General features: G+C 58.6%; 15 protein-coding genes and 1 tRNA gene. 6 read left to right on the plus strand and 10 right to left on the minus strand.

What is annotated here, in order from left to right:
- Window positions 1–1,710 (plus strand): RHS repeat-associated core domain-containing protein (locus tag AC07VV_RS29635; protein ID WP_495038266.1); only part of this gene is annotated, 1,710 nt, incomplete at its 5' end.
- Window positions 1,707–2,027, plus strand: coding sequence for a contact-dependent growth inhibition system immunity protein (locus AC07VV_RS29640; RefSeq protein ID WP_096822968.1), 321 nt, complete (start codon window positions 1,707–1,709; stop codon window positions 2,025–2,027). The genes AC07VV_RS29635 and AC07VV_RS29640, both read left to right, overlap by 4 nt.
- 131 nt (window positions 2,028–2,158) lie before the next feature.
- Here the strand turns inward: AC07VV_RS29640 and AC07VV_RS29645 are convergent, their stop codons facing one another.
- The 4 genes from AC07VV_RS29645 to AC07VV_RS29660 form a co-directional block, all read right to left on the minus strand.
- Window positions 2,159–2,326 carry a hypothetical protein gene (locus tag AC07VV_RS29645; protein WP_495038267.1) on the minus strand — a complete coding sequence of 56 codons (168 nt, stop codon included), beginning with the start codon at window positions 2,324–2,326 and terminating at the stop codon, window positions 2,159–2,161.
- 123 nt (window positions 2,327–2,449) lie between these two features.
- Window positions 2,450–2,878 carry a glycine zipper domain-containing protein gene (locus AC07VV_RS29650; protein WP_495038268.1) on the minus strand — a complete coding sequence of 143 codons (429 nt, stop codon included), beginning with the start codon at window positions 2,876–2,878 and terminating at the stop codon, window positions 2,450–2,452.
- A 136-nt stretch (window positions 2,879–3,014) separates the two neighbouring features.
- Complete coding sequence (locus AC07VV_RS29655; RefSeq protein WP_039769955.1) at window positions 3,015–3,383, minus strand: glycine zipper domain-containing protein; 369 nt, start codon at window positions 3,381–3,383, stop codon at window positions 3,015–3,017.
- A 310-nt stretch (window positions 3,384–3,693) separates the two neighbouring features.
- The gene (locus AC07VV_RS29660) at window positions 3,694–3,882 is read right to left on the minus strand and encodes a hypothetical protein (protein ID WP_085701198.1); all 189 of its coding nucleotides are present in this window, start codon (window positions 3,880–3,882) and stop codon (window positions 3,694–3,696) included.
- A 242-nt stretch (window positions 3,883–4,124) separates the two neighbouring features.
- On the opposite strand from AC07VV_RS29660, the gene AC07VV_RS29665 reads away from it, so the two are divergent.
- Window positions 4,125–4,409 (plus strand): hypothetical protein, encoded by a 285-nt coding sequence (locus tag AC07VV_RS29665; protein WP_495038269.1) that lies wholly within the window; start codon window positions 4,125–4,127, stop codon window positions 4,407–4,409.
- Between the two features lie 52 nt (window positions 4,410–4,461).
- Here the strand turns inward: AC07VV_RS29665 and AC07VV_RS29670 are convergent, their stop codons facing one another.
- From AC07VV_RS29670 to AC07VV_RS29680, 3 genes are all read right to left on the minus strand, one after another.
- A complete protein-coding gene (locus tag AC07VV_RS29670; RefSeq protein ID WP_007959944.1) occupies window positions 4,462–4,782 on the minus strand; it encodes a YbjQ family protein in 321 nt (106 codons plus the stop codon).
- 151 nt (window positions 4,783–4,933) lie between these two features.
- Complete coding sequence (locus AC07VV_RS29675; protein ID WP_495038270.1) at window positions 4,934–5,743, minus strand: hypothetical protein; 810 nt, start codon at window positions 5,741–5,743, stop codon at window positions 4,934–4,936.
- 155 nt (window positions 5,744–5,898) lie between these two features.
- Window positions 5,899–5,988, minus strand: a tRNA-Ser gene (locus tag AC07VV_RS29680).
- A gap of 307 nt (window positions 5,989–6,295) precedes the next feature.
- Here AC07VV_RS29680 and AC07VV_RS29685 point away from each other — a divergent pair.
- The 3 genes from AC07VV_RS29685 (at window position 6,296) to AC07VV_RS29695 (ending at window position 9,030) form a co-directional block, all read left to right on the plus strand.
- On the plus strand, window positions 6,296–6,985 hold the full coding sequence (locus AC07VV_RS29685) for a crotonase/enoyl-CoA hydratase family protein (RefSeq protein WP_495038271.1): 690 nt from the start codon (window positions 6,296–6,298) through the stop codon (window positions 6,983–6,985).
- Between the two features lie 216 nt (window positions 6,986–7,201).
- Window positions 7,202–7,924, plus strand: a complete 723-nt coding sequence (locus AC07VV_RS29690; protein ID WP_495038272.1) for a 1-acylglycerol-3-phosphate O-acyltransferase — start codon at window positions 7,202–7,204, stop codon at window positions 7,922–7,924.
- A gap of 134 nt (window positions 7,925–8,058) precedes the next feature.
- Window positions 8,059–9,030, plus strand: coding sequence for a magnesium and cobalt transport protein CorA (locus AC07VV_RS29695; RefSeq protein WP_495038273.1), 972 nt, complete (start codon window positions 8,059–8,061; stop codon window positions 9,028–9,030).
- A 42-nt stretch (window positions 9,031–9,072) separates the two neighbouring features.
- Here the strand turns inward: AC07VV_RS29695 and AC07VV_RS29700 are convergent, their stop codons facing one another.
- The 3 genes from AC07VV_RS29700 to AC07VV_RS29710 form a co-directional block, all read right to left on the minus strand.
- Window positions 9,073–9,795 carry an amidotransferase gene (locus AC07VV_RS29700; RefSeq protein ID WP_102622497.1) on the minus strand — a complete coding sequence of 241 codons (723 nt, stop codon included), beginning with the start codon at window positions 9,793–9,795 and terminating at the stop codon, window positions 9,073–9,075.
- 95 nt (window positions 9,796–9,890) lie between these two features.
- Window positions 9,891–12,035, minus strand: a complete 2,145-nt coding sequence (locus AC07VV_RS29705) for a 3-hydroxyacyl-CoA dehydrogenase NAD-binding domain-containing protein (protein WP_495038274.1) — start codon at window positions 12,033–12,035, stop codon at window positions 9,891–9,893.
- A 17-nt stretch (window positions 12,036–12,052) separates the two neighbouring features.
- Window positions 12,053–13,258: an acetyl-CoA C-acetyltransferase gene (locus AC07VV_RS29710; RefSeq protein WP_495038275.1), complete on the minus strand. Its 1,206-nt coding sequence runs from the start codon at window positions 13,256–13,258 to the stop codon at window positions 12,053–12,055.
- Window positions 13,259–13,626: the final 368 nt, after the last annotated feature.

Below are 13,626 nucleotides of genomic sequence, written 5' to 3' on the forward strand. Positions count from 1 at the left end.
AAGACCCTGCCCGATGCCAGCACGGTTGAATACCGCTACGACCGCCTCGGTCGGCTGGTCGGTGTGGATGACGGCCAAAATCACCCGCTGGCCTTCGAATACGACCTGCAGGACCGGCTGGTCCGCGAACATCAGGGCTGGGGCACCTTGCGTTACACCTACGACGCCTGCGGCCAGCTCAGCCGCATGCGTCTGCCGGACAACAGCAAACTCGATTACCACTACGCCAAGGGCGGCGCGCTGACCGCGATCGACCTCAACGGCGCCTTGCTCACCCGCCACGTCTATCAGTCCGGTCGTGAACAGCAACGCCAGCAGGGGCTGCTGCTCAGCGAATATGCCTACGACGAACAGGGTCGTTTGCGAGTGCATTCGGTTCATCAACATGACCGAGCACTGTACCTGCGTCACTACAGCTACGCGGTCAACGGCAACCTGGCGTCTATCGCCGACAGCCGTCACGGTCAACGCCGTTACTACTACGACGCACTCGACCGTCTGGCCAGCGTGCGCCACACCCGTGATGACCTGCCGGAAAACTTCGCCCACGACCCGGCCGGCAACCTGCTGATGCAGGATCGTCCGGGCCCCACACACATCAAAGGCAATCGCCTGCTGATGCAAGGCGACCGTCATTACGACTACGACGCCTTCGGCAACCTGATCCGCGAACGCCGCGGCCGCGCACAACAACTCGTCACCGAATACCGCTACGACAGCCAGCACCGCCTGATCGGCCTCACCCGTCCGGATGGCAAAACCGCGACCTATCAATACGACGCCTTCGGCCGCCGCATCCGCAAAACCGTCGACGGCCAGAGCACCGAGTTCTTCTGGCAAGGCGACCACCTGATCGCCGAAAGCAGCCCGACCCAGCACCGCAGCTTCATCTACGAACCCGGCACCTTCCGTCCGCTGGCCCTGCTCGACGGCAAAGGCCCGAAGCGCGCCTGCCCGTTCTACTACCAGCTCGACCACCTCGGCACACCGCAGGAACTGACCGACTACAGCGGCGAGATCGTCTGGTCAGCCAAATACAGCGCCTACGGCAAGGTCACTTCGCTGGAACTGGCAACTGAGGACTACCTCGACCAGCCGCTGCGCTTTCAGGGGCAGTACTTCGATGCGGAAAGCGGGCTGCATTACAACCGGCACCGGTATTACGACCCGGAGCTGGGGCGGTACCTGACGCCGGATCCGGTGAAGCTGGCGGGTGGGTTGAATCAGTACCGGTACGTGCCGAATCCGACGGGGTGGGTGGATCCGTTGGGGTTAACTTGCAATCCGTGCCCGGGATCGAAGACAGCCGATGGGCCTTACAGTGAGATTGTTCCTGGCGGGGGTTTGGCGACTCATGAAGCACAAGGAGGCCATCTCATTATCAAACATGTGGGTAGAACAGATACTCAGCTAGCTCAAAGATTGCTCGCCGAGCCGAACATTCCGGCAGCATCAACCTTTCGTGATCGAGCAACTGCAGAGGCTGCTGTATCGGAAGCTATATCGGCGAACTCAGTGAAAATAAGAGACTTCTTGGCTAGCAACAAAGGAAAAACAACTATCACACATCAGTTGCAGATACCGGTGGGTGTAAGCATGCCCAATGGACACCCTCACTCCTTGCCTGCAACAAAATTACTTTTGGTGCTAAAACGGGATGCCCAATTACCTTTGGGATATTTCTTACTAACCGGGTTTCCAGAGTTATGAACAAAGACCTTCCCGAGCTACACGACTTTTTTGGGGCGTATTTCCATCAGGACTGGATGATGGAGCACGATAGTGCCGACCTTGTATTGACAAATTTTCTTGATGAGGCAGGTGAAACAGAGTTGATATTAATCAGGAACGACCTGCAAACGCTGATTAACTGGGGAAAGAATGAGTCAGCTCTCAGAAGCTATTTACTGTCCGAACTCAGTTGCTACTACTGCTATTGGAATGATTGGGTGTCTGGCGAAACATGGCTACTGCACATCAAGAGCAAGCTGAACGAAAAAATAAAATCATCAGGTGATGCTGTTTAAAAGCTCCCCATCGACCTCCAAAATCACTGGGTTGCGACTCAATAATAGGAGAGAAACTTTCCAGACCTCCATTCTCAAAGGGCCTGTAACAAAGGCCCACTCAAAGCTTGAAATCACGCATTCAAAGCCCATCACTCATCATCATCAAAATCCTCATACTCAAACTCCTCCCCCTCACCCTCCCAAAGCGGAACCGTCGCATCATCCATCAACGACCCCGGATCTTCATTCCCCGGATCATTGATAAACGGCAACCCGCTCGGGCCTTTCTCTTCCTTGCCTTCGGTTTCGGGAGTCATGGCGCACCTCGTCAATCGCATTCGTATACGACGTTCGAAAAGTATGGTCGCTAATCGTTCCTGCGCCTGACACGCAGGCACAAAAAACCCGGCATCAAGCCGGGTTTATGTAGAAGCGATCACTCAATGATGACGATTCTTGTGTTTGTACTTGTGCTTATGGCCGCCCCCAGAGTGCGATCTACCACCATCGTCACCCAGGTTGTTGCCGACCGCGCCACCCGCCGCGCCACCCAATCCTGCGCCGATAGCCGAACCGGTGGAGCCTCCGAGGCTGTTGCCGAGCACTGAGCCGCCAGCGGCGCCGAGACCACCGCCAATCGCGGCTTCCGTACGATTGCGCTTGTTCGCCCCGACAGCACTGCCGGCCGCACCGCCCACGCCAGCACCAACCGCCGCACCGGTGCTGCCGCCGAGCTGACCGCCGACCACATTACCCAGCACACCGCCCAGCCCACCACCGACAGCCGCGGAACCATCGCCGGCAGCCATGGCGCCTTGAGCCACGAGCAGTCCAATAACCAACGCAGCTGCAGTTAAAGTCGAGCGCATACAGACCTCACAGGTCCCGGATCGGGACGGTATGCCCGGAGAGGGGCTATGTGAGATTGGAGGTGCATTCAGGGAAAACGTTCAGCAACGAAAAGGCCCGGCATCAAGCCGGGCCTTTTCAGACATGCATTCGCAATCAGTGACGCTTGTGACCCTTGGACAGATTGCTGCCCACCGCGCCGCCAGCTGCGCCACCCAGGCCGGCACCGATGGTTGCGCCAGTCTTGCCACCCAGGCTGTTACCGATTACCGAACCACCCGCCGCGCCGACACCGCCGCCAATGGCCGCTTTGGTACGAGCACCTTTCTTCGCAGCCAATGCACTGCCGGCCGCGCCCGCTACACCAGCACCAATCGCTGCACCGGTGCTGCCGCCCATTTTCTGGCCGACCACATTACCCAACGCGCCACCCAGGCCGCCACCCAGTGCGGCGGTACCGTCGCCAGCCATTGCACCTTGAGCAACCAGAAGCCCCAGAACCAGAGCAGGCAGAGTTAAACGCATGACGAAAACCTCAACAGAAGGAAGAAAAAAGGGCGCAGATTGAATGCTGTTGCCGCGGTAAAGTCCAGCGTCGCAACGCACTTGGCGCCGATTGGACAGCGATTATGGAAAAGGTTTTATGGCAGGCAAAAAAAAGCCCGCTGGGGAGACGGGCTGGAGACTTGCTTTCTAACGGATGGCTTCACCCTACGTAGACCGGTGTGAAAAGTTTGTGAAAGAAACCAGACGAATCCGCAATTTCTGTAGGACGTTTCTTTCTGAAAAACACGGATAAAACCCCGCTCATTGGCGGGGTTCTTTGGCATCCGGATTACTTCCTGGAACGTGTCGTCACCTTGGGCAGAAATTTCGCTTTCGGCCCCTTGGGTGCTGTCGACTTGATCTTGCCGGTCTGCACCGGATCTTCGCCAAAGCCCGCCTGATACTCGGTCTGGCCACAGCGCACGCAATTGTTGAATGGAAATTCAGCCCCGTCGTCTTCGATGTACGGATCAGTCATCTCTTCACCCCTTTCAAAAGCGGGTCGATACCGGCAAGACCCTTTTGCCTGAAAAAATATCGACCTCCAAGGTTTTTGAGACTAGCCGGTCATTCCTGGACTTGTGGTTCAGATTGCCCAAAGCCCGACGAGCGGCCTACAAAACTTAAACACCTTGATGAGCCATTGGTCCTACACCGCTAAAGATTCTCGGCGACTGGCCGTTGCCCTTTTTCCTACGCAATGAATCTCAAGGAGAGAACATGGAAATCAAAGGATTCCCACCGATGCCTGTTGTAAAGCTCACGGACGAGCAGATCGCCGCCGGTAAAACCGGGGCGGAAAAATTCAAGGAGAAGCTTGCCTCGGGTGAGATCGTCATCAAGCCGCTGGACGGACCTAGTCCTGTACAGCCTGGCAAACCTGGCGTCATCTACTATCCAGACCCGGTTCAGCCTGGCCAGTCCACCGGCACTCCACTCGTCGCGATCGACACCCCGCTGACCTACGACTCGAAAGGCACCATCCTGCTCAAACCGCAGGGCTGATTGTCAGCAACGAGCCCATTCCGTTGAATGGGCTCACACAGTAAACCAACGGTCAACGCAGCTTGACGGCCGTGCCGGTCGCGAACACCACAACCATACCGCCCTTCCCCGCCGGCATGCTGATCTCGAAATCCACCCCGACCACCGCATCCGCCTGCAAGGCCCGCGCCCGCTCCTTGATCTCGTCAGTCGCCTGAACACGCGCCTCCTTCAACGCCCGCTCCAGCGTCTGCGAACGCCCGCCAAAAAAGTCCCGCATCCCGGCGAACATATCGCGAATCACATTCACGCCCTGCACCGACTCGGCACTGACAATGTCCAGATACGCCGTGATCTGCCGGCCTTCGATGGAGTGGGTAGTGGAAATGATCATGGAAGTCGTCCTTTTACATACAGATAAAACCGCGATTGTACCGCCCCGGCAAAATGAAGCCGAACCCGTCTCTGTGACCAAAAGAATCCGGACACCAGAATGCACAAAGCCCCTGGCTTCTTGCGAAACCAGGGGCTTTGTTTACATGAACCTATTGGGAGCTGAACGATCTTGCGGACGAGGGCTGCGTGCTTTTGATGGCAACGACGGGGATACGCAGTTCGGGTTGCGTGATGTCATAGAGCTGCAGTTCACAACCGTCCCCCCCATCCACGAAGACAAACTCCGCCAGATAGACCTTTTGTTTCTCGGGAATAAAGGCGCTTGTGATCGGCCCACAGGAGTAAGACGACGGGACGGTCGGATTGGCGGTTAGCTTTTTCTCATACTTGTTCTTCGACGGGTTGAATACATAGTCTTCGTTATAAAGAGTCCGATAACCCGGTGCCGGAACCTGACTACTGACCGTCGACGAGCCGCCCACTTGCAGAACCTGGCCAGGATCGGCCTGCATTTCCAATTGGGGGAAACGCTTGGAGACCGCGCTGTCTAGACGACTGAACCATTCGCCGACTTTATTGCGAAACGGTTTGACTACCGTCCCCAAATGATCGGGACGCCTGTCCGGGTCATTACCTCGGATCACTTCAAAATCTACCGGATTGGCCGTATCGCCTGATGCCTGCATGATCACTTTGGCGTGCTGATCATCTACGACAACCTTCTTCTGCTCGAGCATGATGCCGTCTGTCCAGAGTGTCGGCGCAGAACTGCGAGAGTCGGAGCCGCAGCCGCACAACCCCAAAAACAGAACCATCGTGACAATTGTCTTCACTGCGCTTCCCTGCGTTGAACTGCCAATGACCTTCCAGGCAAGTAGCTTTTCCTGAGAGCGATAACAAAATGCCACTATCGCGCAGAAACGTAACCAAAGGGAACTGACGATACGCGGGAATTTCACCCACATTCATTGGAAACTCAAAAGCCGTGCCTGCTTTTTACTCAGCGAAATAGAGCGCAGTCCCATGCTGGTCCCCTATCGCCTTTTTTCAGACACCAAAAACCACAAACCCCCGACTTTCTCTAGGAAAATCAGGGGTTTGTGTTTACTGAATGTGGCGGTGAAGGAGAGATTCGAACTCTCGATACAGTTTCCTGTATACACACTTTCCAGGCGTGCTCCTTAAGCCACTCGGACACTTCACCGTATCTCTTCAAACATGTTCTGTCTGTCGAGGCGCGCTAATGTAGTCGAAAGCTTTTCTGATGGCAAACTTTTTTTCAGAATTTTCATGCGGTTAAGAGAAAAAGTCGTTTCTGCTGTCGATGGGCCATGGCGATCCGGCCAATCTCGGGTGGGTGCGGCCCTTCTATATAGGTGCGGAGGCGTTTGCCGTGGGGCACGCTGCGGTGCCTCAGCCGGTCGAGGGTGACCGGCGGGTCAGTCACAGTGCTTTACCTGACCGGCGACGGTGGGTAACGTCTGCCCATCTTTCTTATAAGGAATAGCGCCATGAGCGACCTGATTGCCTACCACCTCGAAGACGGTATCGCGACTCTTACCCTGAGCAACGGCAAGGTCAACGCCATTTCCCCGGACGTGATCGCAGCCTTCAACGCGGCGCTGGATCAGGCGGTGGCGGATCGCGCCATTGTGATCATTACTGGCCAGCCGGGCATTCTCTCCGGCGGCTACGACTTGAAGGTGATGACCGCCGGCCCTAAAGAAGCCGTGTCGCTGGTGACCGCCGGTTCAACTCTGGCCCGTCGCCTGCTGTCGCACCCGTTCCCGGTGATCGTTGCCTGCCCGGGTCATGCCGTGGCCAAAGGCGCGTTCATTCTGTTGTCCGCCGATTACCGGATCGGTGTCGACGGTCCGTTCAGCATTGGTCTGAACGAAGTGCAGATCGGCATGACCATGCACCACGCCGGCATCGAGCTGGCCCGTGATCGTCTGCGTCGCTCGGCGTTTCATCGCTCGGTGATCAACGGCGAAATGTTTGATCCGCAAAGTGCTGTGGATGCCGGTTTCCTCGACAAGGTTGTTTCGGCCGAGGAGCTGCAAGGTGCCGCCCTCGCCGCTGCGCGTCAGTTGAAGAAGATCAACATGAGCGCGCACAAGAACACCAAATTGAAAGTGCGCAAAGCGCTGCTGGAAACCCTGGACAACGCGATCATTCAGGATCAGGAACACTTGGGCTGAACCCGCTTCGCTCCTTTATAGAAAAGCCCGACCGTCGTGTCGGGCTTTTTCTTGCACGCACGTTTCAAAACTCCGCAGCTGCTCTAGGACGCCTCTGACCGACAAGTCGGAAACATGCGCTTAAACATCGCCCATCTCCTGACTCTATAGCGGCAATTGCCGAAAACAGTGCACATCCGTACACTGCGCCACCTTTTGTCCCGGTGGGGCCTGAAAATGCTGTTCGTGTTTCGTATGTTATTGATGGGCCTGCACTTTATTCTGGCAGGTGTGCTCGGAGTGATCCTCGGGCTGTGCCGGCCATTCAATCCGGACAACAGTCGTCTGTGCGCCCGACTGTACGCACTGCCGGCCATGTGCATCCTGCGCCTGCGAGTGAAGGCCGACGTCGGTCAGCTGATGAACAAGCCTGACAGCTGCGTGATCATCGCCAACCATCAGTCCAACTACGACCTGTTCGTGTTCGGCAATGTGGTGCCGCGACGGACGGTGTGCATTGGCAAAAAGAGTCTGAAATGGGTGCCGTTGTTCGGGCAGTTGTTCTGGCTGGCGGGCAACGTGTTGATCGATCGTGGCAACGCGCACAAGGCGCGCCAGTCGATGCTGACGACCACCGACACCTTGCAGCACAAAGACACGTCGATCTGGGTATTCCCGGAAGGCACGCGCAACCTGGGTGAAGAACTGCTGCCGTTCAAGAAAGGCGCGTTCCAGATGGCAATCGCCGCGGGTGTACCAATCGTTCCAGTGTGTGTCAGCAGCTACATCAAGCACATGCGTCTGAACCGCTGGCGCAGCGGGAAAATTCTCATCCGTTCGCTGCCGGCAATTCCTACCGCCGGCCTGACCATGGACGACATGCCCATGCTCATCAGCCAGTGCCGAGAGCAGATGCGCGAGTGCATCGATGCGATGGATCGGCAGCTTCAAGCTGCGTGAAAAAGAAACCCGCCCTGTGCGGGTTTTCTTTTGCCCGGTGAACTGTGCAGATTTCACTGACTCTCAAGCAGCGACACGGCTAAGCTGAAGCCATGTCTCCCCTGCCATCTGCCAATAAGAAGTGAACCACCACCATGGGTCGAGTTGTTGCTGCTGCGGTTTACAGCGCCGGTAAGAAAGTCACCAATATTTCCCTCGACGAAGGCGCCGCCTGGGCCGCCAAGACCGGGCACTTCGTCTGGATCGGCCTCGAAGAGCCGAATGCCCAGGAGCTGTCCAACCTGCAACGCCAGTTCAACCTGCACGAACTGGCCATCGAAGACGCCCTGGAAAAACACAGTCGTCCAAAACTGGAAACCTTCGGCGACGCCCTGTTCATCGTCACCTACTCACCCGTGCGCGAGCACGGCATCCTGCAGTTCATCGAAACCCACATCTTCGCCGGCAAGGGCTACATCATCACTGCCCGCAATGGCCATTCGGCGTCCTACGCCCATGTCCGTCAGCGCTGTGAGGCGCGGCCGCTGTTGCTGGAGCACGGGGAAGATTTCGTACTGTATGCGTTGCTGGATTTTGTGATCGAAAACTATCAGCCGGTGGGTGAAGCAATCCACGCCGAGATCGATGAACTGGAGCGCAACGTGTTGTGTAGCGCGCTGAATGAGCACGACATCCAGAAGCTTCATGGCCTGCGCCGCGACGTGCTGCGTTTGCGTCGATACGCGGCGCCGATGGTGGAAATCGGCGAAGAATTGCAGAAGCTCAGCTTCCCCTTCATCGACAAGAATATGCGTCCTTACTTCCGCGATGTGCAGATCCATGTCACGCGGCAGATGGAGGACCTGACCACCCTGGCCGACATTGCGAGCCAGACCATCGAGATCGGTGTGTTGCTGGAGGCGTCCCGCCAAAGCGTGGTGCAGCGCAAGTTTGCGGCGTGGGCGGCGATTCTGGCGTTCCCGACGGCGGTCGCCGGGATCTACGGGATGAACTTCCAGAACATGCCGGAGCTGAGCTGGCACTACGGCTATTTCGCCGTACTGAGCTTTATCACGGTGGGCTGCGTGGGACTGTGGGCGAGCTTCAAGAAATCGGGCTGGCTGTAGGTTAAAAAAACGCCCCCGTGTACGGCACGGGGGCGTTTGGTTTCAAGCAGCGTTCGGTTTGTGCGCCACGAAACGCATCATCCATTCCGCCACCGTGGCGCCGTGGTGATCGTTTTCAAGGCTGGCCACGCCCTTGCTGTAGATCTGCTCGCCCAGTGCTTCCTGGCGAAGTTCCAGCAGTGCCCGCGAGTAATCGTGAATGAATTCCGGATGCCCCTGGAAGCACAGCACCTGATCGTTGATGTGGTACGCGGCGAACGGGCAGAAATCGCTGGAGGCGATCACTGTGGCGTTCTCCGGCAGTGCCGTGACCTGATCCTGGTGGCTGATCAGCAGCGTCAGCTCTTCGCGCACCGGGCTCATCCACGGTGCCTTGGCCGCCAGTTTGTAGTTGTGAATGCCGACGCCCCAACCCTGGGTCGCGCGCTCGCTCTTGCCGCCCAGCAGCAGCGCCAGCAGTTGATGGCCGAAGCACACGCCGAGCAGTTTGTCGCCACGCTCATAGCGGGTCAGCAGGTACTGCTTGAGGGTCTGGATCCACGGGTCGGTGCCGAACGAATCGGCCTTGCTACCAGTGACCAGGTACGCATCGAACGTCAGGTCATCACTCGGATAATCACCCTGCATCACGTTGTACACCGTGAACTCGGCGGCGATCGGCTGTTGCGAGAACAGGCGCTGGAACATCTGCCCGTAACCCTGATATTGATCGACCAGTTCCGGACGCAGGATGTCGGTTTCCAGAATGCAGATGCGTAGCGACATAAAAAATACCTGACACGTGATGGGAATAATGCACACCCCAGAGCCTGCCTTGAAACCACCCGGCAAGGCAAGCCCCGAAATGCGTCCCTACCCCGTTAGAACAACTCGCCCTTCGCAGCCTTTTCCAGCAGCAGCGCTGGCGGCGCGAAACGTTCGCCGTATTGTTCAGCCAGGTACTGGGCCCGCGCGACAAAGTCCTTCACGCCATATTGATTGATGAACTGCAACGCACCGCCCGTCCAGGCCGCGAAACCGATGCCGAAGATCGAGCCGACATTGGCGTCCGCCGTCGAAGTCAGCACGCCCTCCTCCACACAGCGCACGGTTTCGATGGCCTGTACAAACAGCAGCCGGTCACGCACATCCTTCGGCGAAATCTGCCCGTCGGCTGTCTCGAAACGGGATTTCAGCTCAGGCCACAGGTGTTTCTGGCCTCCCGTCGGGTACTCGTAAAAACCGCCGCCCGCCGCCTTGCCCGGCCGCTTGTATTCGTTGAGCAGCAAGTCAATCACGGCGAATGCCGGGTGCTCAATCAGCGGTTTCCCTTCGGCTTGCAGGTCTTTGGCCGTTTGCTGACGGATATGACTCATCAGGCTGAGGGAAACTTCGTCAGAGATCGCCAGAGGCCCGATGGGCATCCCGGCCTTGCGTGCTTCGGTCTCGATCATCGGCGCACTGACGCCTTCGCCGAGCATGGCAATGCCTTCGTTGGTGAAGGTGCCAAACACCCGCGAGGTGAAGAAGCCGCGACTGTCGTTGACCACGATCGGCGTTTTCTTGATTTGCAGTACGAAATCGAAACCGCGTGCGAGGGTTTCGTCGCTGGTTTGCGCGCCTTTGATGATTTCCACCAGCGGCATTTTTTCCACCGGGCTGAAGAAGTGCAGGCCGATGAACTTGCTCTGATCCGGCACCGCAGCCGCCAGGCCGGTGATGGGCAAGGTCGAAGTATTGGAGGCGATCACCGCGTCGGCGCCGACTACGTGCTGCGCCGACGCCGAAACCTTGGCCTTGAGTTGACGATCCTCGAACACCGCTTCGATGATCAGATCGCAACCCGCCAGATCGGCATCGCTTTCAGTGGTCTGGATACGCGCCAGCACCGCTTCTCGCTGCTGCGCAGACATTTGCCCGCGAGCGACTTTCTTGTCCAGCAGCGCCGCCGAATGCGCCTTGCCCTTTTCGGCGGCAGCAAGGTTGATGTCCTTGAGCACCACGTCGATCCCGGCCGAGGCGCTGACATAGGCGATGCCGGCGCCCATCATGCCCGCCCCGAGGACGCCCACGCGTTTCGTCACATAAGGCACAAAGCCCTGCGGACGCGAACCGCCGGCATTGATCTCGTTGAGCTGGAACCAGAACGTGCCGATCAGGTTTTTCGAGATCTGGCCGGTGGTCAGCTCGGTGAAGTAGCGGGTCTCGATCAGGTGTGCGGTCTCGAAATCCACCTGCGCGCCTTCCACCGCCGCGCAGAGGATCTTTTCCGGCGCCGGCAGCGTGCCCTGGGTTTTGCTGCGCAGGATCGACGGCGCAATCGCCAGCATTTGCGCGACTTTCGGGTTCGACGGTGTGCCGCCGGGAATCTGATAACCCTTCACATCCCAACGCTGCACGGCCGCAGGGTTGGCCAGAACCCAGGCCCGGGCCTTGGCCAGCAGCTCATCGCGATCCGCCGCCAGCTCATCGATCAAACCCGCCTGCAACGCCTGTTGCGGACGGACTTTCTTGCCTTCGAGCAGATACGGCAGGGCTTTTTCGATACCGAGCATGCGCACCATGCGCACCACGCCACCACCGCCCGGCAACAGGCCAAGGGTCACTTCCGGCAGGCCGAGTTGCACCGACGCATCGTCCAGCGCCACACGATGGTGGCAGGCCAGGCAGATTTCCCAGCCGCCGCCGAGCGCCGCGCCGTTGATCGCCGCGACCACCGGTTTGCCGAGGGTTTCCAGGGTGCGCAATTGGCCCTTGAGGGTCAGCACCATGTCGTAGAAAGCCTTGGCTTCGGGCTTGCCGACCTTGATCAGTTCATTCAGGTCGCCGCCGGCGAAGAAGGTCTTTTTGGCCGAAGTGATGATCACCCCGGCGATGTCATCTTTTTCCGCGAGCAGTCGGGCGACGCTTTCGGCCATGGCCTCGCGGTACACCGCGTTCATGGTGTTGGCGCTCTGGCCCGGCATGTCGATGGTCAGGAGGACGATGCCGTCCTGGCCTTTTTCGTAACGAATGGCTTGGGTCATGACAAGATTCCTTGGGGTCAGAGGCGTTCGATGATGGTGGCGATACCCATGCCGCCGCCGACGCACAGCGTCGCGAGGCCATAGCGCAGGCGCCGGGCTTCCAGTTCATCGAGCAAGGTGCCGAGAATCGCGCAACCGGTGGCGCCCAGCGGATGACCCATCGCAATCGAGCCGCCATTGACGTTGACCTTGTCCGGGTCGACGGCCATGTCCTTGATGAATTTCAGCACCACCGAAGCGAACGCCTCGTTGACCTCGAACAGATCGATGTCCTCGACCCGCAGCCCGGCCTTGGCCAGTGCCTTGCGGGTGGCCGGCGCCGGGCCGGTGAGCATGATGGTCGGGTCGGTACTGGTGACCGCCGTGGCGACAATCCGCGCCCGAGGTTGCAGACCGAGCGCCCGGCCCTTGGCCTCGGAGCCGATCAGCATCAGCGCCGCGCCGTCGACGATCCCCGAGCTGTTGCCCGGTGTGTGCACATGGTTGATGCGCTCGACATGACTGTAGACACGCAGCGCCGTGGCATCGAAACCCATCTGGCCGATCATTTCGAAGCTCGGTTTGAGCTTGCCCAGGCCTTCGAGGGTCGACTCGGCGCGAATGAACTCATCATGATCGAGCAGGATGATGCCGTTCTGGTCCTGCACCGGCACCAACGACTTGTTGAACGAACCGTCTGCCCGGGCCCGGGCGGCCTTCTGTTGCGAGTGCAGCGCGTAGGCATCGACGTCCTGACGGCTGAAGCCTTCAAGGGTGGCGATCAGGTCGGCGCCGACGCCTTGAGGGGTGAAATGGCTGTGCAGGTTGGTCTGCGGGTCCAGCGCCCAGGCGCCGCCATCACTGCCCATCGGCACGCGGGACATGGATTCGACACCACCGACCACCACCAGGTCTTCGAAGCCGGAGCGCACTTTCATCGCCCCCAGGTTCACCGCTTCCAGCCCCGAGGCGCAGAACCGGTTGATCTGCACGCCGGCGACACTGACGTCCCAATCGGCCACCTGCACGGCGGTCTTGGCGATGTCCGAGCCCTGATCGCCAATCGGCGTGACACAACCCAGCACCACGTCATCAACCTGGCTGGTGTCCAGCGCCGTGCGCGCCTGCAGCGCGGTCAGCAGCCCGGCCACCAGGTTCACCGGTTTGACGCTGTGCAGGGAACCGTCGGCCTTGCCCCGGCCACGGGGCGTGCGTAACGCGTCGAAAATCAAAGCTTGGGTCATGACGTCCTCGAACCTGTGCGGTGAGTGAAATTCGTGCCTCCACTCTTGGCCGGGACGATCACGGATTCAATGACCACAGCGCTCAATGACGTTGACGCGCACGCTCAGACGGACGGTCATTCCCGACCAGGTTAACCGGTTCAGGTCAGCGAGCTGTCTAGCAAAAGGGCGGCAAAGAAGCTGGCAATGGGCCTCATGCCTTTTTAATCGCGTTCAGCAGCAAATACATATGAAATGGATCTAAGCCAAGCGTGACGCGGGCCCTAAGGTGAACATGTACGTCGTTGTCGTCGGGTTTTGCCGAGGCAGGCGTTCTTCAACAGGAAGTGCAGCGCTTGCCATCATGGATATGCAGGCAGGCATCAGGA

The organism is Pseudomonas sp. GW821-FHT02C04 (genome assembly GCF_059421845.1).

What these genes read in the sequence shown, in the direction of transcription:
- AC07VV_RS29665 (WP_495038269.1), top strand. Translation starts at nt 4,125, where the DNA reads ATGGAAATCAAAGGATTCCCACCGATGCCTGTTGTAAAGCTCACGGAC.
- AC07VV_RS29670 (WP_007959944.1), bottom strand. Translation starts at nt 4,782, where the DNA reads ATGATCATTTCCACTACCCACTCCATCGAAGGCCGGCAGATCACGGCG.
- AC07VV_RS29700 (WP_102622497.1), bottom strand. Translation starts at nt 9,795, where the DNA reads ATGTCGCTACGCATCTGCATTCTGGAAACCGACATCCTGCGTCCGGAA.
- AC07VV_RS29645 (WP_495038267.1), bottom strand. Translation starts at nt 2,326, where the DNA reads ATGACTCCCGAAACCGAAGGCAAGGAAGAGAAAGGCCCGAGCGGGTTG.
- AC07VV_RS29710 (WP_495038275.1), bottom strand. Translation starts at nt 13,258, where the DNA reads ATGACCCAAGCTTTGATTTTCGACGCGTTACGCACGCCCCGTGGCCGG.
- AC07VV_RS29690 (WP_495038272.1), top strand. Translation starts at nt 7,202, where the DNA reads ATGCTGTTCGTGTTTCGTATGTTATTGATGGGCCTGCACTTTATTCTG.
- AC07VV_RS29685 (WP_495038271.1), top strand. Translation starts at nt 6,296, where the DNA reads ATGAGCGACCTGATTGCCTACCACCTCGAAGACGGTATCGCGACTCTT.
- AC07VV_RS29650 (WP_495038268.1), bottom strand. Translation starts at nt 2,878, where the DNA reads ATGCGCTCGACTTTAACTGCAGCTGCGTTGGTTATTGGACTGCTCGTG.
- AC07VV_RS29695 (WP_495038273.1), top strand. Translation starts at nt 8,059, where the DNA reads ATGGGTCGAGTTGTTGCTGCTGCGGTTTACAGCGCCGGTAAGAAAGTC.
- AC07VV_RS29660 (WP_085701198.1), bottom strand. Translation starts at nt 3,882, where the DNA reads ATGACTGATCCGTACATCGAAGACGACGGGGCTGAATTTCCATTCAAC.
- AC07VV_RS29705 (WP_495038274.1), bottom strand. Translation starts at nt 12,035, where the DNA reads ATGACCCAAGCCATTCGTTACGAAAAAGGCCAGGACGGCATCGTCCTC.
- AC07VV_RS29655 (WP_039769955.1), bottom strand. Translation starts at nt 3,383, where the DNA reads ATGCGTTTAACTCTGCCTGCTCTGGTTCTGGGGCTTCTGGTTGCTCAA.
- AC07VV_RS29640 (WP_096822968.1), top strand. Translation starts at nt 1,707, where the DNA reads ATGAACAAAGACCTTCCCGAGCTACACGACTTTTTTGGGGCGTATTTC.